The sequence below is a fragment of the Flavobacterium sp. Sd200 genome (assembly GCF_009826935.1).
In the GTDB taxonomy this organism is placed as follows: domain Bacteria; phylum Bacteroidota; class Bacteroidia; order Flavobacteriales; family Flavobacteriaceae; genus Flavobacterium.
The window spans coordinates 1219547-1244499 of the sequence record NZ_WUMN01000001.1; the positions used below are offsets into that span (position 1 = coordinate 1219547).

A 24953-nucleotide genomic window follows, 5' to 3' on the forward strand; every position below is an offset into this window, starting at 1 on the left:
GTAATATTTTAATTATCAATATCTTGAATAAATAAAACTAATAATAGGCCCTATAAAAAGTTAAATGATTTAAATAAGCCACATTTAGTGCGTAGATTTATTTAAAACAAAAAATAATACCATTTATGAATAAACTGATACGCGCACTTATTGCCGGATGGGGTGCAAAAAAACTTGGCGGCGGTTGTATAGGTACAATTATAGCATTTATAGTAATATACTATTTGTTGGGTTATTGCGATAGAATGTAACTTTTAAATATCCTTTATGTAGGGTATTTCAAACCTTGTTATTACACCTTGAACTTTTTCATTATCTACTATATTAGATATCTCAATATCAATAGTTTTCCTATTGGCATTACCTTTTAATCTTTCAGTAACTATTTGGGTTGCAAGAGATCTGTGCTTATTATCGTCTTCTTTAGCTATAATGCCCGTACCATTGTCTGTAACTTCAAAGAACAGGGAATCATTGTGCATATAGAATCGTACGTTTATTTTTCCTCCCTCCTGCGTATTTTTTAATCCATGCTTAACTGCATTTTCTATAAATGGCTGTGTTAGCATTGGAGGTAAAAGAATAAACTCTGCGTCAATGTCATCATCAGCATCAACGGTATATGTAAAATTATTATTATATAAAAGTTGTTGTATGGCAAGGTAGTTTTTGGTCATGCTTAACTCCTCATCAAGTGTAATATAATCCTCGGTAGAGTGTTCCAGTATCTGACGGGTAAGTTTAGAAAACTTAGTAAGATAGTTTACTGCTTCATCATTCTTATCGGCATAGATGAGGCTTTGAATATTGTCTACAGAGTTAAATATAAAATGTGGGTTCATTTGCGTAAGCAGGAGTTTTTGTCTCAGCTCATTATTTTTATTGGCAGTAATAATATTTTTTTGTTTAAAGTATTTATACAGATAAACAAGACTAATTATCAGTATTACAACTATCATTGCAATTACTGCTATCATAATATCTTTTCGGGTATTTTGGCGTTCGTTCTCTAATTTAATTTCAGATAACCTGCGCTCCTGCGCCAATTTGCTTTGAAGCTCCCTCTTTTCATAATCATAAGTCAACTGTTGTTTTGTAAGCGCATCGTGGCTCTTCTCTTCATCCAGGCTGTCTTTAGCGCGGTTATATCGGTCTATAATATCTACTGCTTTTTTATAATTCCCGGTTTGTTTATAAAGATCATACAAATAACCAAGAGCATCTTTTCTTGCGTTAAGGTAACCTACCTTTCTTTCTAATACTAAAGCTTCGTTAAGGTTTTTTTCGGCTTCTTTATAACTTTTTTGCAACAATTGTACATGCCCTTTATTTAAAAGGGCACGGGCACGATTCTCATCAAGCGTACCAATTTTAAGGGCCTGGTCATATAAACCTAATGCTTTAGCATAATTTTTATTACATCGCTCCTCGGCTTTTCCCTGCCTGCAATAAAGTTCTGAGAGCAGGTTACCATCTTCTACCTGCTTTGCAACAGCAAGGCTTTTCTCAAAATAAAGGTTTGCATTGCCGCAATCTTTTGCATTTATATAATAATCCCCCAGTGAGGCTAATAAATAAGCTTTTTGCGCTTTATCCTGAAGGCTAAGAACGCTCTCATCTTTATAGTATTCAAGGGCTTTAAAAAAGTAGGGAACGGCTTTACTGCTACTTTCGGATCCATAGGCATTAGCAATATTCTGGCTTGCGTAGGCAATACCTTCATTATCTTTGAGTAGTTCAAATTGCTTTAAGCCCTTAAAAAAATTTGAAATAGCTTTTTCCCTGTTACCAATTTTGTAATATAAGGTACCTACGCCCACATAAGCACTCGAAAGATTTCGCTTATCATCTGCCTTTGTAAAATATTCAATACTCTTGTCAATATATTTTATCGAGGTAACAATGTCGGTTTGCATTGTTTCATAGCTCTTGTACACATTGTACATTCCAAGGGCGCTAAAATATTGCTTCTTAGTTTCAGGGTCCGGATTAGACTTCAGCCCTATGTTGGCAATACTTTTAAATTTATCACGATAGTAATTATATTCTTTTCCTTCGCCCGGAATATTTATTAGTATATAACTGATTGCCCCAAGTTTGATTGTGTCATGTTTTGCGCTGGCCACAATTTGTTTGAGTGAATCTACATTATAATTTTGTGCCGAAATTTTGCCTACTGGCAATAATAAAATAAAAAGAGATAGTAGTAAAAGCCTTACAGAGTAATGCATTTGTAGTTGGTATTAGGCGTGCATAATAGCAAAGATAGCAGATATTACAACTACTTTAATAGGAAAGAACTATTAAAAAGTTAAATTTTGAATACAAAAAAGTCTTTCATTTTAAAACGAAAGACTTTTTTTACAAGCTTAATTTTGTAGTTAGTTTTTAAGAGGAATGTTTTGTAATATCTCTAAAACAAACTTCCAATATTTTTGAGCAGACGATATACTCGCCCTTTCATCGGGGCTGTGAGCACCTTTTATGGTAGGACCAAATGAAATCATATCCATATCAGGATAGTTAGTACCCAAAATACCACACTCAAGCCCGGCGTGGCAAGCTACAACATTTGGTTTGGCACCGTTTTGTTTTTCATATATTTCTTTAAGTACTTCAAGTATAGGCGAATTTACATTGGGTGTCCATCCTGGGTAAGAACCTGTTTGTGAAACCTCACAGCCAATTAGCTCAAAAGTGGCACGCAATGCATTTGCCAGATCCATCTTAGAGCTCTCTACAGAAGAACGCGTAAGGCAACCAATATGTATTTTACCATCTTTAACCACCACACGTGCAATGTTGTTTGATGTTTCAACCAGGTCTTCCATATCGGCACTCATTCTGTACACACCATTGTGTGCAGCATATAGCGCACGCACTAAACCTTCCTGTACACCAAGATCCATAACCTTTGCAGGCAGTTCTGCTTTCTCTATAGCTATAACAAGATTAGGCTCTGTAGTTTTATATTCCGTTTTAATATCTCCAATAACCTCCTGCATATCAAACACAAAAGCTTCATCAAAAATTTCAGAAATGATAACCTTTGCCACACTTTCACGCGGAATAGCATTGCGCAGGCTGCCTCCATTTATCTCGGCTATCTGCAAACCGAAATTTTCAAAACTATCAAACAGCAAACGGTTCATGATTTTATTGGCATTCCCCAAACCTTTATTGATATCCATACCGCTATGACCTCCGTTAAGGCCTTTTACAGTAATAGTATAAGCAACAGAATTTTCAGGCACCTCTTCTTCATGATAAGTACGTTCAGCAGTAACATCTATACCCCCGGCACAGCCTATGTCTATTTCGTCATCCTCTTCTGTATCAAGATTAAGGAGTATTTCTCCTTTAAGCAGGCCTCCTTTAAGTCCCATTGCACCGGTCATTCCTGTTTCCTCATCTATAGTAAACAGAGCTTCTATAGCAGGGTGAACAATATCTGTACTTTCTAAGATAGCCATGATTGTGGCAACTCCAAGTCCGTTATCAGCACCAAGGGTAGTTCCTTTTGCACGAACCCAGTCGCCATCTGTATACATTTCTATCCCTTGGGTTTCAAAATCAAAAACTGTATCGTTGTTTTTTTGATGCACCATATCAAGATGGCTCTGCATTACAATAGTTTTACGGTTTTCCTGCCCCGGAGTGGCCGGCTTTTTAATGATAACGTTGCCTACTTGGTCTACAATAGTTTCAAGATTTAGTTTAGCACCAAAATCTTTCATAAAGGCTATAACGCGCTCTTCTTTTTTAGAAGGACGGGGTACCGCATTTAAATCGGCAAATTTATTCCAAAGTGCTTTTGGCTCAAGGTTTCTGATTTCCTGGCTCATGTATTTATTTTAGTTTGTTGTCTATATCGGGTTATAAAAAATGTTCTTTAAAAATCGATTTTATATTTTTAGGCTCGACTTCTCCAAGCCAAATGTTTTCAGGCTGAAGGCATATAACCGGAGCATGCTTGCAGTTGCCTGTACAGTCTGTATACTGTAATTCAATTTGTTTCTTCAGTCCGTTTTCTTTTATAAGCTCTTTAAAGCCTTTACGGATATCATTACTGTAACGGCAGCATTTTTTACCGTCGCAAATAAAAATTACCTTCTCCGGAGCATTGATCTTTTTCATGAGGCAACTTTGTCTTTATTATTACAAAGGTACTTATTTACGATTGTAATAGCTATTTCATCTAATAAATAAGCCCTGAAAATTAACTGTAATTTTCAGGGCTAATCATATATTTATTCAACCGTTAATTTAACAGATAGCTGATGTTTACGTTGGCTGTTATAGTGATCTCTCCTATTGCAAGTGTTTCTCTTGGCGAATCTGCAGCCATACTTTTTTCCATCATACTCATGCGCATTACCTGTGGGTAGTAGGTTTGCGTATTATCTGTAACCATAACTGCCTTACCCAGTTTTTGACCAAGGGCTGTGGTATAATCTGTTGCTTTTTTATTGGCATCGGCAACGGCTTTAACCCTTGCTTCGCTTTCATATTGCTCCTGTTTAGAAGTTTTAAAACTTATTCCTTCTATACTGTTAATTCCCGCATCGTTAAGCCCCATCATTAACTCATCATATTTTGTAATATCTTTTAGGTGTATTACTATTGTTTGAGAAGCAGCGTAAACCTCTTTTTTAGAAGAAGCATCGTATTCGCGGTTTAGTCGAACTCTTTGGGTTTGATAATCGCCCTGTGCCAGCTTTTGGCTTTTAAGGTACTTTACAACCTTATCTATAGCTGCATCATTAATTTTCTTTACCTCGTTGGCATCTTTGCCTTTGTTACTAAAGCCAACAGTAATATCGGCCTGATCGGGTGCTACAATAATTTTTCCTTCGCCCGATACATTTATCTGTGGCTGCTGGTTGGGTTGTACCTGTGCTTGGGCAATTGAGCCAACAAATACTAAAACTAAAAGTGCGATCTTTTTCATGGTGTTTATTTTTATTTTCTGTAAGAAATTCAAATTGCGTGCCAGTTTTAAAATCTTTATATTTTATTCATTTTAGCGAGTATAAACAATACAATAATTGGTATAAGTAACAATATAACCATCAATGTGTTATCATATATCATATTTGGTTGTCTCGAAAGCGTTATGGCAAACCCGCCAATAGCCCCGCCAAAGTGTGCCACATGGCCAATATTGTCGCTTTTAGCTTTCATGCCATAAATAGAATATAACAAATAGCCAATACCAAACACATAGGCAGGTATTGGAAGAAAAAAGTACAGACTCAACGTCATATCAGGAGCTAATAATATAGAAGAGTACAAAACTCCTGTAACTGCTCCCGATGCACCAATAGCCCTGTACCAATAATCATTTTTATGGAAATACAAAGTAAGCAGACTTCCTGCAACAAGGCTTACAATGTAGACCAGTAAAAAAGTAAACGTTCCCATAAAGGCTATTACCACAGGAGCAAAAAAATAAAGTGTAAGCATATTGAATACCAAGTGCATAACATCGGCATGTAAAAACGCACTTGTAAGCATTCGGTACTGCTCTCCTGCCCTTATGCCTCCAATGTAAAATTCATATTTCCTGAAAAATGATATATCATTAAACCCCTTAAAACTTACCAGTGCATTAGCCGCTATAATGGCTAATAGTGCTATATTTATATCCATACACAATTTTTGAGATGTAAAATTAGTTAATATGCATTGTAAATCAAAGCTTACAACTGTTGCTAAAAATGTAATTTTATAATAAATAAAAGTATATTTGTAAAAAAAAGGATGCACTTATTAGGATACATCGTTCTATATCCCATATTTTGGTTCATATCTATACTCCCTTTCAGGGTGCTTTATTTTTTATCGGATATTTTATATGTTGTTGCTTATAAAATAGTTGGTTATCGTAAAAAAACAGTACGTCTTAACTTAGCCCTTGCTCTACCGCATCTCAGTGCCAAAGAACGGTTGGACATAGAAAGAAAGTTTTTTCATCATTTCTGCGATACCCTTGTAGAAATGATAAAGACCATAAATATTTCTGAAAAAGAAATGAAAAAGCGCTTTATACTCGAAAATATAGAGCTGGTACACGAATATGAGGCTAAGGGTAAAAGTATAGCTTTAATATGTGCCCATTATGGCAGCTATGAATGGCTGCTTATTATGAACAAGTATTTATCTACCCACAAAGGATATGGTATTTATAAAACAATACGCAACAAATATTTTGATGCGCTCGTAAAAAAAATACGCAACAAATTTGATGCTTACCTTATAGACACCCGTGCTGTTATTCCGGCAATAAGAGACCATAAGCGCAAAGGTATATTGGCCTACTACGGCTTTTTAAGCGACCAGTCGCCTAAACTGGACAGTGCCATATACTGGACAAACCTTTTTGGTATGGAAGTGCCCGTGCACGTAGGTGCCGAAATGCTTGCCAAAAAGATGGACCTTAATGTTATGATGGTAAAAGGGGCAAAAATAAAAAGAGGTTACTATAAAGCTACTTTTATCAGTTTAGAGAAAGAGCCAAAAGAATATGCCAATTATGAGATAACCGACATCTTTCTACGCCTTATGGAAGAACAAATCAGGGAGCAGCCAGAATATTATCTTTGGACGCATAAACGCTTTAAACACCGCCGCAACGACCCACCGGGTTTTATACCTCCAACCAATTCTTAACTGCTGCGGTTAATGCCTCTGCATTATCGGCAATGTGTGTAAACTCATTAGTATTTTTGTTGTACTGGTAATCTGCTGCCCATTCTTCATGGTTTAGTGCCAATGCCTTTATACTGTCGCACACATACTGTATTTCAGCATTAGTTGTAGTTGGGTGTATAGACATACGAATCCATCCCGGTTTTTGTATCAGATCCCCTAACGATATTTTATCAGTAAGATAATGCGACTGCTCCTGGTCTACATGCAGCAGGTAATGCCCATAGGTACCGGCACAACTGCAACCGCCACGGGTTTGTATACCAAACCTGTCGTTTAGCAATTTAACACCAAGGTTAAAATGCAATCCATCTATGTAAAAAGAAATTACTCCAAGCCTGTTAGTGTGCTGAGGGGCCAGTATATTAATATTTTCGACCGCGCCTAAACTGTTGAAAACATATTCTAAAAGCTCTTCCTCTCTTTTTAGTATGTTTTCTACTCCCATTTTTTCTTTAAGCCTAATGGCAAGGGCAGTTTTTATAACCTGTAAAAATCCGGGAGTGCCGCCATCTTCGCGCTCTTCAATATTATCAAGATATTTGTGCTCGCCCCATGGGTTTGTCCAACTCACGGTACCACCGCCCGGCTGGTCGGGTATCATGTTTTTGTACAGCTTTTTATTAAACACCAGTACTCCTGCTGTACCGGGCCCTCCCAAAAATTTGTGAGGTGAAAAGAACACGGCATCAAGCCTTGCTTCTTCGTCGGCAGGATGCATGTCGATAGCTACATAAGGTGCAGAACAGGCAAAATCTACAAAGCAAACCCCATTGTAACTGTGTATAAGTTTTGCGATTTCATGATAGGGCGTTTTAATGCCCGTAACATTAGAGCATGCTGTTACCGATGCTATTTTAAGCGGACTGTCTTTATAGTGTTCCAACAAATTCTTAAAGCTGTCAAGACAAATAAGTCCTAGAGGGCAGGCAGGAATAATAACCACATTAGCAATGGTTTCCAACCACGAAGTATGGTTAGAATGGTGCTCCATGTGCGATATAAACACTACAGGCTTTTTCTCATCGGGTACTTTTGTAAAGGGACGTAAATTCTCCGGAACTTTCAACCCAAGTATCCTTTGAAATTTGTTTATAACGCCCGTCATGCCTGTACCGTTCGTAATAAGTATATCGTCTGGGCTGGCATTAACATGATGTTTTATAATATGGCGTGCCTCATGATAGGCCATGGTCATGGCAGTACCGCTAACAGTCGTTTCAGTATGCGTGTTAGCCACAAAAGGCCCAAACTGGTTAACCATTTTGTCTTCAATAGGCTGATATAAACGTCCGCTGGCAGTCCAGTCGGTATATACAATTTTTTGTGCGCCAAAGGGCGAAACAAATTCCTGTTCTATACCTATAATATTTTGCCTGAAGGCTTTAAAATAAGTTTCCAGTTGTGTAGTAAGCAATGTATCAGCAGCCTGAAGCATAGTGTAGTTGTGTTAGCAGTGCAAATTTAGCAAAATAATGATGATATAGTCATGTACTATATCCCAATTTCCACCTGAAAACGCACATACCAGTTTTTCTTTGAGCTTCCGTCAAAATAGCTCAGGTCGTCCAGCGTTACTTCGGCCTGTGCTTTAAATGCATGTTCCCATATGTATTTGGTAACACCCAGGCTGTATTGTTTTGTGTTTGGTGCAAGAATCCGGATGTCCTTATGCGCTTCCTGAGTAGAAAAACGCCCAATAATCTCATAATTTGTCGGAAAAAGATAACTAACCTCATAATCAAAACCATGACCTGTAAATATGTATTGAATATCAGTTGTATCATCAGGATTAACAGTAACAGGATTATCGGCAATGCGTTGCATATAGGCACTCATAAACGCCCAGCCGTTATATTTAACCATAGCGTCTAAAAGTATCGACTGCATATCGCGCTTTTCAAAAAGGTCGTTGCCAAGCTGCCCGCCTGTTCGCCTTGCTTTGTTGTTAAACTGGTATGCACCCGACAGCATTAATTTTGGTTTAGTCTCACGCATAAGGTCGCCCTCAAAATAAGCCCCATCTTTAGTGAAAGCACCTAATGGGTATAATTCTACCTTGCCTGTATATGCCAGTCCATTATCGGGCTTATCGGTAGAATTACGCCCCTCCCCTGTAGATATTGCTCCACGAAGGTTATATGAGAATTTATCAATCGTTTCGTGCTGGTTGTGCACCTGGAAACCAAAATCCCTGTCTATCGTAAAACGGGCGTTGTTTATACTCCTGTCGGTTAGCTGTAAACCTCCCGATGAATTTACCCTTTGGCGGTTACCAGGCAGCTTTGTTTGCCCAAAACCAAAGTTCCAGTGCTTGTTAGGGCGGTAAAACAATATCGCATCACGAATAATGTTGATATTCTCACCCTCTTTAACCTCACCTACATCACCTGGGGCAAAAGATAATTGTAGAGCATATATAAACTTCGGGTTACCTACATAGCCATCAAAACGAAGGCGCAAACGGCGGATCTGTCCGTCTATAGCCGCATCTTCACCCTCATTTTGCAAATAGGTTGCGCGGTTTTGCATCCTGAAACGTATATTGAACTGAAATATACTATCGGGCGACGTTATTCCTAATCCTTTACCATAGTTATAATATGGCAGTGCCGAAAGCTTAAGGTCATTATCTTTAGTAGTTCGCTCTATGTTAATCTGCGCAGTGGCAGCGATTGCAGTTAAGAGCAGGAATAACGAAAGGATATTTTTCATTTAATGTTTATTACAAAAATTATGTTTTATTTGCAGCAAAATTTAAAGGTAACAGTGCCATATAACATTGGGCAGCAGCAAGCTAAACAAGCCATAAATCACGACTGTAAAGTTTGCGCAAACTTAATATTAATTATTACCACTCAATGTTACCATAATATTACCTTTGCGAAAAATTAAAGTTATGCCAGAATACATAGGATACCATTTTAGCGTATCGCCAAAAGAGCCGGGAGCAGAAATACTGATGGCCGAACTGGAGTACACTCCTTTTGAAAGCTTTGAAGAAACAGAGAATGGGCTTAGCGCCTACATACAAAAACAATTTTGGACAGAGGATGTGCTCAACGATATCCAAATTCTTGATTCGGAAGAATTTAAAATTGAATATACTGTTGAAGAAATTGAGCAGGTAAACTGGAATGAGGAATGGGAAAAGCATTTTGAGCCTATTGAGGTAGATGATACCTGCCGCGTGCGTGCCCCTTTTCATGAATATAAAGAGGTTAAATATGATATTGTCATAGAGCCTAAAATGAGTTTTGGTACCGGCCATCACGAAACCACCTTTATGGTAATACAGCACTTACTTGAAACCGATGTTGAGGGTAAAAAAACACTCGATATGGGTTGTGGCACTGCCATACTTGCAATACTTGCCGAAATGAAGGGTGCACAGCCTATAGATGCCATAGATATTGACAACTGGTGCTACCTTAATTCTATAGAAAATGCCGAACGCAACAACTGTAAACACATTAGTGTTTATGAGGGCGATGCCTCACTGCTTGCCGGCAAAAACTATGATGTTATTATTGCAAACATTAACCGTAATATACTATTAAACGACATGCAGCAGTATGTAGATTGTCTTAATAAAGACGGCGTTTTATTACTTAGCGGTTTTTATGAGGAAGACATACCTTTTATAGATGCTTCGTGCACCGAAAAAGGTTTAAGGTTAATAAAAAAACACCAAAAGAATAACTGGGTTGCGCTAAAATACGTAAATTAGCATTTTTAAATGTTTGAATATGAGCACTAAAGTATTAGAAGAAGTACTTACCGAAGAACAGGTATCTAACAACAATGAGATAGTTCTGTATAATGATGATGTAAATACTTTTGACCATGTGATTAACACTCTGATGAAGGTATGCAAACACACACCCGAACAGGCAGAACAATGTTCGCTTATTGTGCACTACAATGGCAAATGCACCGTTAAAACTGGCGAAATGAAAGAGCTGAAGCCACAATGCTCTTCATTACTTGAAGCAGGTTTAAACGCAGAGATAATATAATTAATAGCCGGGAGATTTCTTCCGGCTTTTTTTATCCCATTTTCCTTTCAATCACCCGTGATGTTAAGAAAATAAGTTCCTTTTAAAGATGTATCGAATTATACTAATTAATATGTTTTTTAATTAAATTTGAAGATAACCATAAAACACACATCATGGAAATTACGTATCACTATGCACCCGTGCTTAAAGCCATAGACGAACTTAAGACAAAAGGGTTTATCGAAGATTTTAATATAGAAGGCGATGTAATTATAGGTACTTCAGGCAGGTTTGGAGAAGATGAATTTGAAATTGCCCATATTTATTTTTATGAAGGGGAAACCGACCCAGATGAGAAAGCCACTGTTTATGGCATCCAGTCAAAATTAGGACATAAAGGAATTTTAGTGACTGGTAACGATGCATTTCCTGAAAACGCTTCCCGTAAAATTATAGATAAACTATTGGTTCACAAAAAAGATAAAGAATAATCTTTATAGCGAACATAAAAGCAAAAGCCGCCTAAAGTTAAACTTCAGGCGGCTTTTTAATAAAACATTTGTGTGTGTGTAGTGTTGGTCTACTTTTTTTAGTAAACAATTCTTTTGCTTACTTTTCCTTTAGCAGTATTAATCTCTACAATTACAACCTGCTGTTGTATCTGTAGACCATTGATCGCTGCTTTTGTATCATTAATATCAGACTGTGTATAAAGTTTGCTTCCGCGAACGTCGTAAACATTTACACCTGTAATTAAAATATTTCCTGATGCAATATTTATAGAACTGCCTTCTTTAAACACTGTTACACTGTTTTCTAAAGACAAAGGGTGGTCAGTATCCAGTATCGAAGTACTTACCCATTCGCTAAAACCTCCGTCGCCACAATTACTGCGAACAAAAAGATAATTGCTTACAGCAGGATTGTATGGAGCACTGTCTATAAATATAGATGTTGTTGGAGTACCACTACCAGTAGGCTCGGCAGATGTATTACTCAACACATATTCATATCCCTGTGGAAAAGTTCCCAATTCCGGCGGGCTCCAACGAAGATTGGCTGTGCTTGCATCTACAGGCTCAATAGATAAACCATATGGGGCAAAACAACTTGGTGCAGCCGTAACAATTACAGTATAATCTTCTGCCTCACCTGCACCCTGCTCACCACATACCGGTATAGGCGAACCTAAACGCGCATTACGTATCCTCATTCTATAAGTGCCTTCTGCAACACCAACCGGTACAGTAACAGTACCAACCTGAGCCGGAGAAGCTAAATAAGGCGAATTGATAACCCTTTCTCCATCATCGCTAAAATCAAAATTATTGTTCCAGTCGATCCATACTGTATACAGATATTCTTCCCCGGGATGTGTAGCAGTTATTGTAAATGCTCCTCCTGCATAAGTAGTTACAGAGTGAGTTGCTGTATAATCGGTATAACCGCTAAAACCTGTACCTGTATTAGATATATTGGTTTCACCACCTTCTGTAGTTATTCCTGATATATAAAATTCTGTAGACTCGTTATTTGTAGGAACACAGTATCCGCTAAAGAACTCATAGGTAGCCCATTCGCTAAATCCATCTTCACCACAAACAGAACGCACGTGCAGGTAGGTAAGTACATTTGGTGTTATTGCTATTCCTGATGCAGAAAATGCCGCAGTATATTCACCACTTGCAGGCGGTGTCTGTGAGTTTGTAACAGCATATTCATATCCTACAGGAGTACCTGTATTAGGCAATGCCCAACTAACATTAGTACTGGTAAGCGAAGTTATATCTGCATCAAGTAGCCTCGGAACATCACATGCAGGTGGAGGCGTAAAGCTCCATTCTAATGTAAAGTTTCCGCTGGCAGTGCTCCATCCATCCTGTACCCAATATACTGTTTGCGTGCTGCCCGTACGGTTTTCCCAAACGGTTTCTTCAAAGTCGTCATCAGTACAGGTCAGGAAAGTTTGCTCATTAGCAGCACAACCTCCATAAAATACTGAATGTACGGCATCATAACCAGGTTCGGTCATTCTGATGCTAAGCGTATAACCGTTAGGCACATCTATAGTATAAAAAAGATCCGGAGCGGTATGATCGCTATAGCATTCAGGTGAAAAATTATGTTCAGCACCTTGTGTACTAAAACTGTAAGGACTGCTTTGATTAGTAAGGTCTATTGCTGTAGCACAGGTATCTCCCTCAAGATATCTAAACCTTAGCGAGGTTACCCACAGGCTGTAATCGCCATCGCCGCAATCAGTACGAACATGCAGGTAATAGTAAGTATTATTGGTAATACCGGTAAATCCGGTTACAGATGTTCCTGTTGTATTTGTACCACTATCCGGAGGTGTATTAGACGTTGTAACCGCATATTGATAACCTGCCGGGGTATTACCCAACGTTGGAGCCGTCCAGCTAAGGTTAGCCGTGTTAGCCGTTGTTGCAACACCCGCAGGAGCAGATGGAGTAAAACAGCTTGGTGGTGTGGTTACATTAACAGTATAGTCTTCATAGGCACCGTTAGTCATGTAGCCACAAGGTTGAGGAACTTCATTATCCATAGGAGTAATACCAATTCTTAAACGGTGGTTTCCTAATGGTGCAGTTATCGGTATGTTTATATTACCCGATAGTACTGTAGTTTCTGTAGCCTCAGATATACCTGCATAAACCTGTTCGCCTTCATCAGTAAAATCAAGATCATCGTTAAGATCGATCCATATTCTAACATTGTATCTTACATAAACATTAAGACCAATACTAAATGGCTGGCTAACACCTTGGCCAATATTTACTACCTGATCAGTATAGTCTCCAAATTCATCGTCTTCCCTTACGGTAGTATTGTTTATAGAGCCTATTGTAACATTTGTAATACCCTGTCCGTTAACATAGTTTGGGGTAGGAATACAAACTCCATTATAAAACGGAATAGTAACCCACTCACTAAAATCGCCATTGCCACAATTGGTCCTGACATGCAGATAACTAACTGCATTTACAGGAACGTTTATTCCGTTTACTGTTGTAGCGGTTACATCTGTACCTGTTGCAGGAGTTGCAGAGGTTTCTGTAACAGCATACTGATATCCGTCAGGAGTAGTACCATGCTGTGGTGCAGTCCAGCTAAGGCTGTTTACCCCGGCCGATGTAATTTGGCCTGCAACATTTGTTGGTGTAAAACAGCTTGGTGGCGTGGTTACATTAAGCGTATAATCTTCATAAGAACCATATTCTCCTGTATAACATGCAGAGATATTTGAAAGCCAGTTAACCACAGCTCCTACTCTTACTCTATGATTGCCTAAAACAGTATCGAAAGGAACAGTTAAATATCCTGTTATAGTGGATGTCTCTTCTCCTGCTGCCGAAGCTCCGCTGTAAAGTTCTTCCCCCGGATCATTAAAATCAAGGTCGTTATTCCAGTCTACCCATATTTTAACATTATATGATTGTGGAACATTTAATGTAAGGCTAAATGGTGTGGTTACACCCTGACCAATATTTGCTATTTGAGCTGTAAAATCTCCATAGTTATTATCTTCGGTGGTAGTTGTATTATTAATACCGCCAAAAGTAACATTCGTAATACCATTGCCCTCTATTGATGTAGGCCTTGGAGTACAGTAACCATTAAAATAAGTTCCGGTAAACCATTCGCTATAGTTATTATTACCACAAATTGCCCTTACATGTATATAGTTTACAGCATTTGCTGTTACAGTAACATTGTTAACAGTAGTGGTTGCGTTAGGAGTTCCTGTTGCCGGAGGCGTAGCCGAATTAGTTACAGCATACTCATAACCTGTAGGTGTGTTACCCAGTGTTGGAGCTGTCCAGCTTATATTTGCTATTCCAGACGCTACTGATGTACCTGTTGGCGCAGTTGGTGTAAAACAACTTGGCGGATTGGTAACATTGATTGTATAATCTTCATAAGAAGCATTATAAAGAGATGTACATGCAGTGACCGGGGCGCTCCAGGTTACAACGCTGCCCACCCTTAAACGGTGGTTGCCCAGCAAAGCATTAGCAGGAACGGTAAAAGTTCCCGTAAGCGTTGCTGTTGCGGCTACTGCCGATGTAGCGTCATAAACCTGTTCACCCGCGTCATCAAAATCAAGATCGTTATTCCAGTCTATCCAAATTCTTGTATTAAAAGCAAGCCCTGTAGTTAGTGTAATGCTAAATGGTTGGGTTACTCCCTGCCCCACATTTACAGTCTGGGCTGTATAGTTACCATAGTTTCCTGTTTCGGCAGCAGTAGTATTATTAATACTGCCAATAGTAACGTTGGTTATTCCCTGCCCGTCTATATAGGTTGGCTGGGGAGTACAGTAACCATTATAAAATGAAACAGAAGCCCATTGGCTGTAATCGCCATTGCCACAATTGCTTCTAACATACAGGTATCCGTTTAAAGGACATTCTAAGTTAGATGCCGACGTGCCACTTACAGAAACACCACTTACAGGCTGTGCTGGCGAATCAACAATAGCATATTCATACCCCTGCGGTGCATTTCCTAAAGTCGGGGCTCCCCAGCTTATATTTACGCGACCGCTGCTCACATTGGTTACTATCAGGTTTACAGGTGCAAAACATGTTGGCGGTGGGGTAACGTTTAGTGTATAATCTTCATAAGCTCCGCTTGTTCCATTAAAACAAGGAGTTGTTTGCGATCCTCCACGTCCTAAAAGTGCGCCACCTACCCTTAGACGGTGAGGCCCTATAGCAGCATTTGCCGGAACTGTAAGGCTTCCGTTAAGTGTTACTGCTGGGTTTGATGATGTTGTGGTAGAATAAACCTGTTCTCCTTCGTCATCAAAATCAAAGTCGTTGTTCCAGTCTACCCATACTTTTACACCATAGCCAATGGTTGTTGCCATGGTAATTGTAAAAGGCTGGGTTACCGTTTGACCAACATTTGCTACCTGATTGGTATAATCACCATAATTTCCGGTTTCTGCACCAGTGGTGTTGTTAATAGTGCCAAAGGTAAAGTTTGTTATACCTGTGCCGCTTATGCCTGTAGGCGCAGGCACACAATATTCCTGTGCAAATGCTGCACCTCCGTTTAACAGCAACAATGCCGCTGCTGCAAACAGACCTTTTTTAATGTAGAGCGAACGCCGTTGTGCTCCAGATACGGCATTGCTCATGACTGATTTAAAATAGTACTTTTTCATAGTGTTTTTTAAAGGTAATACTCATGCGATAGTTTTTGGTTTTTAACAGATAATAGTGCTAATACCCTAAACAAATAAATTGCTTTGTGGTATTGGCATAAAATTCTGTAATGTTACCTGAGTATTAAAAAAACGTGACGGAAAATTTGTGACATCAACCGGATTTATTTTTTAACTATTTATATTTCATACAAATAGCTAAAAAGCATTGAGCTGTCTTTTAGTCCAAGTTTTTGCGATATACGCTCTTTTCGCTTGCGTCCTGCATCTAAAGAAATGTTGAGCATGGCAGCAATTTCTTTAGCGTTGAGGTTCATGTACACATAGCATATAAAGCGTATATCGTTTGCGTTAAGATCGGGGTGCGCAGCTTTTAATCGGGTTAAAAAGCCATGGTTTACTTCTTCAAAGTGCGTAAGGAATCCTTCCCACTCGTTATCGCTGTTAAGCGAATTTCGTAAAAAACGAATGTGTTTTTTTACGACAGGAAGCTGTGCAATTTCGGGTATGTCATTAAGCAATTTAACAACGTCTTCTATCATTTGATATTTGCCCGAGGTGTACAGTGCCTGAGACGACAGTTTCCTGTTCTTATGCTCTATTTCATTTTTAAGCAGTTCTTTTTCTAAAATTATTTCGTGCTGCTTTTGCTGAAATAACTTTTCCTGTTGCAATGCTTCGCTTTCCTGCTTTGCCAACCTTAATGCCATTACCTGCTGACTGTTTTCGGCAATAAGCTTTTTTTGCTTATGCCTCATAGATATAGTCCTGAAAATAAATATTATCAATAACAATATAAGGGTAATGCATATTACAACAGCAAAATATACTTTGCGGTCTTTTGCTATTGTAGCATTTTTAATGGCTATCTGATTTTTATAATCCTGAATTTCGAACTTTACACGGTTGTTCTCATAAACACGGCCGTTCTTTATATTATTTAGTTCCTGCTGTACAGCAAAAACCGAATCTTTATATTGCAATGCCTTATCAAAATCTTTGTTCTGCGCATAAATTTTTGAAAGGAACGTATATATTTTTTGTTTCCTGCTAAGTTCGGCACTGTTTTTAAGTCCCATCAGAGCATACTTTTCGGCCTGCGGATAGTTTTTTTCGAGTAAAAAACCTTTGGCTACATTAAGTTGTAAAGATATAGCAGCATCGTTGCCGACTTTATCGGGTATCTGGTCTAAAAGAGATAAGGAGAAATTTTTAGCCTTTTGTGTGTAGCCCATATCCATTTCTGTTTCGGCAAGACCGGCATTGACTCCTAAGACAAGACGTGGGTTATTATTGGCATATTTAAGTGCTTCTTTAAAATAGGCGTGTGCCTCTTTATATTTTTTCATTTCGCCAAGTATCATACCAAGATTTAGCGTATAAATGCCAATATTGGTTGAATCTTTCTGTTCTTTGCTTATGTCATAGGCTCTTTTAAAGTAATCGTATGCCTTTTTAAATTCACCTTCGCGGCTGTAAAAAATAGCAATATTGTTAATGGCACCTATTTCAAGGTTCTTATATTTAAATTTTATAGCAATATTGTAGGCTTCCAAATAATATTTTAAACCCTCGCCATAATCCATCATTGCTACATAGCAATTACCCAAATTTACGGTAGAACCATACATTTGGTGTCCCCATTTATTTTTAGATGCAATTGCCTGCGCCTCGGTTAAGAGTTCCAATGCCCGCAAATACTTCTTTTCTTCTGTTTTTAAAACCCCTTGCCTTATTATAGAATCACACTGTTTTACAGTTACTTGCTGGGCATAGAAAGTTGTACCTATCAGCAATAAGCAGGTTACAATAATCTTTTTATATAAATTATCAAAAAAGTGCATTTAGCGCCATTGTTTTTAACCAATACCAAATATATAACATTTGTATTAAGTTAAAACAATGTTAATGCATTTAGATAATATGCCCTTGTGCGGAGAGTTTACCACTCCAGTAGGATTATCATATTTTCATCTAAAGTATTTAAGTAAAAACTCAGAAAAAAGTATAGGATATTTGACTGTAGCTTGCTTAAAACATCTTTTACCATAAACTGTTTTGGCGTTACCCCATAAAACTTCTTGAAGCTTGTAATAAAATGAGAAACGCTTTTGTAGCCCAACTGAGCCGATACTTCGTTAACGGGGTTGCTGTTTGCCAGCATTTTTTTTGCGCTTTGCATTCTTAAACCTATAATGAACTCATGTATGGTGCTTCCAAATTTTTCTTTGAAACCGGTTTTGAGCTTCAGTTCGTTTAAAGATACAATGCGGGAAAGCTGTTTGATGGTTGGAGGATTATTGTAGTGCAAAACCAAGTAGGCCTTTGCCGTTTCCAAACCAATACTCGTTTTGTCGTTTATGGCAGGTATATTGGTCCCCGAAGTATTACAAATGAAAAGTTGCAGCAACAGATCTCTAAGTTTAAGCTCTGTGTAATATTTTTTTAAAATGCCCTGATAGTTATTATCCAATATATCTAAAATGGTTTGCAGCAGCGCATGGCTAATAGGTATAAGGTTCCTGCCAAAATGTATATAGCTGCCTTCGCTTACATTTTGATAAAATAATGACGATGGTGCCCACTTTTCAGTTTTCATGATCGATAAGTAATAGGGCCTGGCTAAAAATATCCTTATATATCTCATGGGCTCTTTGCTGCGGGGCATCTCCATTGCAACATCTGTGTCTCCCCTAAAAACCAATTGTAAAATGCCTTTGGGTAAGTCTCTTACCTTTTTATATTGCTTTTTAAAAGTTGCCACACTGCCCGTAAGCAATAAAGACATCTGTACATATTCGCCTCTTTTTCTTAACAATTCAGTATAATCGTCCAGATTATTAAAACATGTCTCTATCAATATAAAACCATCTGTGCTAAAAATGCGCCCTTTTAATAAAATCCCGTCCTTTTTATGATAGAAGATTTCCCTGAAATCTATTTCAGATTCATTCCTGCCCTCATCGGGTACAGATATTTCATATAAGGTTTCGTTCTCCTCTCTAAGTTTAGACCGTATATACATAATACCAATACTGTTACTTTTAATACCATTTTCATTATTGTGCTACTGCAGTCAACAATACTTTTGCGCAAAGTTATTTATAATAAGTCTAATTAAATAAAACATTGCTTGATTTTTACACTTTGAGTAAAATACAGTAAATACAGCCTTTAAACCCAATGAAACACCAATTACGCTACACCTTTTTACTTTTATTATTTACCATAACTTTTAATGCCCAACATAAAAATACAGTAATATATGGTATGGCAAAATCGGCCAACGGAGAGACTATACCCGGTATTACAGTAACTGTAGACAATACAAATAGTATTACTGAAACGGATGTTAACGGTAAGTATCGCCTGAATGTAAAGCCAGGAAAGCATACAATACAGTTTAGCGGAATGGGTTTTGACAAAAAGGCCGAAACGGTTACAATAAAAGAAAACGAACGCAAAGAACTAAACATAACACTTACATTAAAGGCCGCCACAGAATTAGATGAGTTAGAAATAAAGGGAAAATCGGCACTGCAACAGGTGCGCGAAACACCATATAATGTGGTAGCCTTAGATGCAAAATCGCAATATAATACCACTTTAGACCTTGCGCATTTACTCGATAAAGCATCTGGTGTAAAAATACGTGAAACGGGTGGTGTAGGATCTGACATGTCTATATCCCTAAACGGTTTTACAGGCAGGCACATTAAATTGTTTATGGACGGTGTGCCTATGCAGGGGTTTGGTTCTGCTTTTCAGCTTAATAACATACCCGTAGGTATTGCCGATCGTATAGAAGTCTACAAAGGTGTGGTGCCTGTAGAGTTTGGGGCAGATGCGCTGGGTGGGGCAATAAACATTGTAACAAACCAAAGTGCTAATACCTATCTGGACATGTCTTATTCTTATGGTTCTTTCAATACCCATAAAACCAATATTAACTTCGGATATACCGGTAAATCAGGGTTCACAGTTCAGTTCAATGCTTTCCAAAATTATTCCGATAACAATTATAAAGTATTTGTAGACCGTATTCTAAATGTAAACGATGGTACTTACAGTATTAGGAATAAATGGGCCGAGCGTTTTCATGACACCTATCATAATGAGACTTCTATAATAAAAATGGGATTCGTAAACAAATGGTGGGCAGACCGCTTTTTGATAGGAGCCACTTTTGGACAGGAATATGCCGATATCCAGACTGCCAATATGATGATGATAGTATATGGAAAAAAGTTCAGGACCTCCACCACAGTAATGCCCTCTTTAAACTACGAGAAAAGAAACATATTTACCAAAGGGCTTAATTTTCGTTTAACAGCTAATTACAATCGCAATAAAAACCATAATAACGATACCATAAACAGGCAGTACAACTGGTTTGGAGATTATAGGGTAACTGGTTCAGCAGGTGAAAGCGCTAACGGTACATTATCAGATTTTTATAATAATAACTATTCATCTACTGCAAATTTAAATTATCGCATTAACGATAGCCATTCGGTATCCATAAATGATGTGATAAGTGGCTATGAACGAAAAAATGAAATGGCAGTAACATCTGCCGAACTGGGTGCAACTTATGATAATATGCGCCGGGTAAGTCAAAAAAATGTATTGGGAATCTCCTACTGCTACCGCTATAATAACAGATGGAATCTCGACCTGTTTGCTAAAAATTACCATCAGAAAGTGATTGGTCCCATAAATACCGGAGATGAAGGGCATCCTTCTTATACAGAGATAAAAGAAACCTATGGTACAACAGGTTATGGTCTTGCCACTACATATTTCTTTAAAGACGTACAGGTAAAAGCATCAATAGAAAAAGCCTATCGATTGCCTACAGATACAGAGCTTTTTGGGGATGAAGTACTGGAAACAGGAAATGCATCTATAAAGGCCGAAAATTCTATGAACTACAATTTAGGAGCCACGCTTAACAAACAACTTAACCAAAACCATTCGGTTTACGCCGATGTAAATGCCTATTACCGCGATACACAGGACTACATTCGTCGTGTAGTAGAACAACGTAACGGTACTGGCGGCTCTATGAACCACGGAACGGTGCGTAATATTGGTGTTGATGCCGAACTACGCTATTATTATAAAAACAGGTTTACTGTAGGCGGTAATGTTACCTACCAAAACCTGCGTGACAAAGAGCGTTATTATGCCTCAACATCAGGAATTCGCGAAAGTCCTACCTATAATATAAGGATCCCTAATGTGCCTTACTTTTTTGGCAATGCAGATGCTGCCTACTATCTGCACAATATATGGGGTAAAGGCAATGTGCTAACCGCCGGATATTCTCTAAATTTTGTAGGCGAATTTTTTCTCAACTGGGAAAACCTTGCAACTGCAAACAATAAGTTAAGTATAGACCAACAACTATCGCATGACCTTAATGTAACCTTTGCTGCCGCAAACGGAAAATACAACATAGCTTTTGAAGCCAGGAATATTACCAACGAATTACTGTATGATAACTATGCGCTTCAAAAACCGGGCAGGAATTTTTCGGTCAAGCTGCGCTACTTCATTATGTACAAGCAAAACAAAAAATAACAATAACCTTTAATTATAATTTAAAATGAGAAAAAAGAAATACTCAGTAGTATTAGCATTGGCAATCGCCTTTTTAACAGCAACAGGATGCAGTGATGACAGCAACAGCAGCGGTGCATCTACAAAAGGAAATTATTTTGTTGCAGCCACACAGGGAGATTTTACATACATGCTCTCTGTAGAAGACCTGGAATCAGGTACAGCTTCTATTGTGGGTAATGCCGGTGCTATAGAAGAACCTTACGCCTTTACTGCATTTGTAAGCAACGGTACACGCTCTGTAACAGCTATGCAGTACCGCCAGGGCGACCCGTCTATAGGAATGTCTTATAATATAAATGCCGATGGCGTTTTAAGTAAAACGGGGAACGAATTTCAGTTAGAAAAAGGTTATGGCACATGGGGCTCTTTTGGAAATTATATTGTAGCTGCACGTAGCGGGCAAACCCTGCAGGACAATTCTACAGGAGTAATTGCATATTTAATAGATCAGGAAAACGGCAACGCTGTAACTACAAAATACCTGCACACAGAAGGGCTTAACGGAGGTATAACTTATGACGGTGTACAGGAAAATGCAACAATCTCTGGCATTGTAGACAGGGGTAACGGAACATTTCTTACCGCAGGTGTTTTCTCTCATGGTGTAACATCGGGCACAGGAGGCAGTACTACTGCAACTGTAGGTAATCCTGATGAATGCTGGGTTTTTGAATTAGACCGTGATTTTAATGTAGTGCGTTCTTTCCAGGACGATCGTATCAGCTACTCTGCCGGACGTTACCGCTCTGCTTACTATTCGCAAATTGACAGGGACGCTTCCGATAATGTATATGTTTTCTCTGGTGCTTATGATAACACTTCAACAAAAAATGCAGGTGTTATTCGCATACCTGCAGGTGGCACAGATTTCGATTCATACTATTGGGATCTTGAAACTGCATCAGGCGGATACCGTTTTCGCAAAGTATGGCATATTGCAGATGACTCATTCCTTATAGAGTTTTACAACGAGCAATATGAAACCATTAATGTTAGCAGTGCCGCAACACAATATGCTGTTGTAAAAATGGGAAGCAAAGATTTTAAATGGGTTACAACAGGTTTCCCGGCTAAAGCAAATATTGTTGGTACAGGATGGCCATTTGCTTACAACGGCAAAATGTATTTCCCTGTAACTACAGACAGCGCACAACCAACAGTATACGTTATAGATCCTGTAACAGCTACAGCAAAAGCCGGATTGGTTATTCAGGCCGACGGAGTATCTGCGCTGGCAAGGCTGTCTTATTAAGTATTCCATAAATAAGCAAAGCAGTAAATATTCTTTATTGCTTTGCTTAAAAAATTCATTTAGGTTTTATGATCAAAGCAAAAGATAGAGATTTTTGTTTATTAGACAATTCTAATGAAGATTATTAAAACAAAACCTGTAATTTTACCCTTATTTAAACTTATTAAAAATAACTACACCTCATAGCAATGAAAAAAATCTTGTTTACAGTTTGTGCATTTGTTGGTCTTTCTGCCATCGCACAGCAAAAAAACACTTTGTTAGACCAGTCATTCTGGAAAACAAATCCGGATGTGGCGGCTGTTAAAGCAGAAGTTGCAAAGGGCAACAGCGCAACCGAATTTAACCCAATGATGTTTGATGCCACTACAATGGCAATAAACAACGATGCTCCCGAAGCTACAATAAAATACCTTATAGACCTTCCCGGCAATGGCGTAAAAAAGCTTACTCACGACGCACGTATATATTTACACTGGGCTGCAAATAAAGGTAATGTTGAGATTGTAAATTATCTTATAGCTAAGGGTGCTGACATTAACCTTAACGACAGCCACGATACTACCCCGGCAGTTTTTGCTGCAAACAATGGGCAAACCAATACTGCTATATATGATACTTTTTTTAAAGCAGGTTTAGATCCTAAAAAGAAATATAAAGATGGAGTAAACCTTTTGCTTATAGCAATACCTAATGATAAAGACCTTACTCTTGCAAACTACTTTGCAACAAAAGGATTATCGCTTAAAGATGTTGACAACGATGGAAATACAGCGTTTAACTATGCTGCAAGAACAGGTAATGTAGCATTACTGAAAACATTACTTACCAAAGGTGTAAAATATAACGACAATGCTTTAATTTTTGCGGCACAGGGCACACGCCGCGGGGCTAATACAATAGAGGTATTTAAGTATCTTGTAGACGACCTTAAAATTAAACCAACTGTAGTAAGTAAAGATGGAGAAACCGTACTTCACTCGTTAGTACGCAAGCAAAAACAATCTGAAATAATAAATTATTTTATAAATAAAGGTGTAGATGTAAATAAGGCAGATAACGATGGTAATACTGCATTAATTAATGCTTCAGGTGGCAGGGATACAGAAGCGTTAGAAATATTGTTGCCTAAAGTAAAAAACATCAATGCCGTAAATGCAAAAGGAGAATCGGCTCTTACGGCAGCTGTAAAAAACGGCTCTGCGGATGTGGTGGCCTTATTAATTAAAAATGGTGCCGACGTTAACGTTAAAGACAAAGATGGCTACAACCTTGCCTATCATTTAGTACAAAATTACAGGGCTCCAAGGCCGGGAGCTCAAGCAGGTGATGACTTTGGCGCAAAAATAAAATTACTACAGGAGAAAGGACTTAACTTTGCCACAGCACAAAAAGATGGAAGTACCTTATATCATGTGGCTATAGTTAAGAGCGATCTTGACCTTGTAAAAAAACTGGCTGCACTTAATATAGATGTTAATGCAAAAAACAAAGAGGGCATAACTGCCCTGCACAAAGCTGCAATGGTATCTAAAGATGATGCCACACTAAAATACCTGCTTTCTATAGGTGCAAAAAAAGATATTAAAACTGAGTTTGACGAAACAGCTTACATGCTGGCTAAAGAAAACGAGTTTATTACAAAAAATAATATATCTATTGATTTTTTAAAATAACATTATGAAGTTATTATTGAGATCTTGTCTAGCAGTAGTGCTTTTAAGCTGTTTTACCTTCAGCGCATCTGCACAATCGACTAAATACAAATGCATGCTGCAAATGTCTAACTATGTGGGCGAAGGTGCCTATGTTGTTGTATCTATCATAAACCCAAAAGGCGAATATGAAAAAACGCTTTATGTAATGGGCGATGATAAAAAATGGTACAACACTCTTAAAGAATGGTACAAAGTATATTCTAAAAGGCCAAACATAAGTGCTAAAACAGGCGCATCTGTTACAGGTGGAGACCGCAGTGTTACCACCATGGAAATAGAAGACAATAAGCTAAATAAAGGTTATAAACTGCGTTTTGAAACTGCAGTCGAAGACCAGAAATATCATGTTGACGACGTAGAAATACCTTTAACAACCGAAGCCCTTGCAGAAAAGGCCGAAGGTAAAGGCTATATCAGATACGTAAGATTCAGCAAAATTCAATAGCAAA

At 38.2% G+C, this 24953-nt stretch carries 19 protein-coding genes; 9 read left to right on the top strand and 10 right to left on the bottom strand.

Annotated elements, in window-relative coordinates:
• Window positions 1-125: 125 nt before the first annotated feature.
• Complete coding sequence (locus GR160_RS19485) at window positions 126-251, top strand: hypothetical protein (RefSeq protein ID WP_255478506.1); 126 nt, start codon at window positions 126-128, stop codon at window positions 249-251.
• Window positions 252-254: 3 nt separating this feature from the next.
• Here GR160_RS19485 and GR160_RS05545 read toward each other — a convergent pair whose 3' ends face one another.
• The 5 genes from GR160_RS05545 to GR160_RS05565 form a co-directional block, all read right to left on the bottom strand.
• Entirely contained in the window at window positions 255-2231 is a 1977-nt protein-coding gene (locus tag GR160_RS05545; RefSeq protein ID WP_160748826.1) for a histidine kinase, read from the bottom strand.
• Window positions 2232-2381: 150 nt separating this feature from the next.
• Entirely contained in the window at window positions 2382-3845 is a 1464-nt protein-coding gene (locus tag GR160_RS05550) for an aminoacyl-histidine dipeptidase (protein ID WP_160748827.1), read from the bottom strand.
• A gap of 31 nt (window positions 3846-3876) precedes the next feature.
• A complete protein-coding gene (locus GR160_RS05555) occupies window positions 3877-4137 on the bottom strand; it encodes a ferredoxin (protein ID WP_160748828.1) in 261 nt (86 codons plus the stop codon).
• A gap of 124 nt (window positions 4138-4261) precedes the next feature.
• A complete protein-coding gene (locus GR160_RS05560; protein ID WP_160748829.1) occupies window positions 4262-4951 on the bottom strand; it encodes an SIMPL domain-containing protein in 690 nt (229 codons plus the stop codon).
• Between the two features lie 56 nt (window positions 4952-5007).
• Window positions 5008-5652 (bottom strand): rhomboid family intramembrane serine protease, encoded by a 645-nt coding sequence (locus GR160_RS05565; protein WP_202390715.1) that lies wholly within the window; start codon window positions 5650-5652, stop codon window positions 5008-5010.
• A gap of 111 nt (window positions 5653-5763) precedes the next feature.
• Here GR160_RS05565 and GR160_RS05570 point away from each other — a divergent pair, with 111 nt between their 5' ends.
• Window positions 5764-6672, top strand: coding sequence for a lysophospholipid acyltransferase family protein (locus GR160_RS05570; protein ID WP_160748830.1), 909 nt, complete (start codon window positions 5764-5766; stop codon window positions 6670-6672).
• On the opposite strand, the gene GR160_RS05575 is transcribed toward GR160_RS05570, so the two are convergent.
• Window positions 6650-8149 carry an aminotransferase class V-fold PLP-dependent enzyme gene (locus GR160_RS05575; protein WP_160748831.1) on the bottom strand — a complete coding sequence of 500 codons (1500 nt, stop codon included), beginning with the start codon at window positions 8147-8149 and terminating at the stop codon, window positions 6650-6652. The genes GR160_RS05570 and GR160_RS05575 overlap by 23 nt on opposite strands.
• Window positions 8150-8205: 56 nt before the next feature.
• Entirely contained in the window at window positions 8206-9426 is a 1221-nt protein-coding gene (locus GR160_RS05580) for a porin (RefSeq protein WP_160748832.1), read from the bottom strand.
• A gap of 184 nt (window positions 9427-9610) precedes the next feature.
• Here GR160_RS05580 and prmA point away from each other — a divergent pair, with 184 nt between their 5' ends.
• The 3 genes from prmA (at window position 9611) to GR160_RS05595 (ending at window position 11203) form a co-directional block, all read left to right on the top strand.
• A complete protein-coding gene (gene prmA, locus GR160_RS05585; RefSeq protein ID WP_160748833.1) occupies window positions 9611-10441 on the top strand; it encodes a 50S ribosomal protein L11 methyltransferase in 831 nt (276 codons plus the stop codon).
• Window positions 10442-10460: 19 nt separating this feature from the next.
• Window positions 10461-10730 (top strand): ATP-dependent Clp protease adaptor ClpS, encoded by a 270-nt coding sequence (locus GR160_RS05590; RefSeq protein ID WP_160748834.1) that lies wholly within the window; start codon window positions 10461-10463, stop codon window positions 10728-10730.
• 155 nt (window positions 10731-10885) lie between these two features.
• Window positions 10886-11203: a hypothetical protein gene (locus GR160_RS05595; protein ID WP_160748835.1), complete on the top strand. Its 318-nt coding sequence runs from the start codon at window positions 10886-10888 to the stop codon at window positions 11201-11203.
• A gap of 98 nt (window positions 11204-11301) precedes the next feature.
• On the opposite strand, the gene GR160_RS05600 is transcribed toward GR160_RS05595, so the two are convergent.
• From GR160_RS05600 to GR160_RS05610, 3 genes are all read right to left on the bottom strand, one after another.
• Window positions 11302-15906, bottom strand: coding sequence for a GEVED domain-containing protein (locus GR160_RS05600; RefSeq protein ID WP_160748836.1), 4605 nt, complete (start codon window positions 15904-15906; stop codon window positions 11302-11304).
• 179 nt (window positions 15907-16085) lie between these two features.
• The gene (locus tag GR160_RS05605; protein WP_160748837.1) at window positions 16086-17750 is read right to left on the bottom strand and encodes a tetratricopeptide repeat protein; all 1665 of its coding nucleotides are present in this window, start codon (window positions 17748-17750) and stop codon (window positions 16086-16088) included.
• Between the two features lie 98 nt (window positions 17751-17848).
• Window positions 17849-18931, bottom strand: coding sequence for a helix-turn-helix transcriptional regulator (locus GR160_RS05610; RefSeq protein ID WP_160748838.1), 1083 nt, complete (start codon window positions 18929-18931; stop codon window positions 17849-17851).
• A gap of 158 nt (window positions 18932-19089) precedes the next feature.
• Here GR160_RS05610 and GR160_RS05615 point away from each other — a divergent pair, with 158 nt between their 5' ends.
• From GR160_RS05615 to GR160_RS05630, 4 genes are all read left to right on the top strand, one after another.
• Window positions 19090-21492, top strand: a complete 2403-nt coding sequence (locus GR160_RS05615; RefSeq protein WP_160748839.1) for a TonB-dependent receptor — start codon at window positions 19090-19092, stop codon at window positions 21490-21492.
• A gap of 25 nt (window positions 21493-21517) precedes the next feature.
• On the top strand, window positions 21518-22786 hold the full coding sequence (locus GR160_RS05620) for a DUF4374 domain-containing protein (RefSeq protein ID WP_160748840.1): 1269 nt from the start codon (window positions 21518-21520) through the stop codon (window positions 22784-22786).
• 188 nt (window positions 22787-22974) lie between these two features.
• Window positions 22975-24462 carry an ankyrin repeat domain-containing protein gene (locus tag GR160_RS05625; protein ID WP_160748841.1) on the top strand — a complete coding sequence of 496 codons (1488 nt, stop codon included), beginning with the start codon at window positions 22975-22977 and terminating at the stop codon, window positions 24460-24462.
• Between the two features lie 4 nt (window positions 24463-24466).
• Complete coding sequence (locus GR160_RS05630) at window positions 24467-24949, top strand: DUF2271 domain-containing protein (protein ID WP_160748842.1); 483 nt, start codon at window positions 24467-24469, stop codon at window positions 24947-24949.
• Window positions 24950-24953 lie beyond the last annotated feature (4 nt).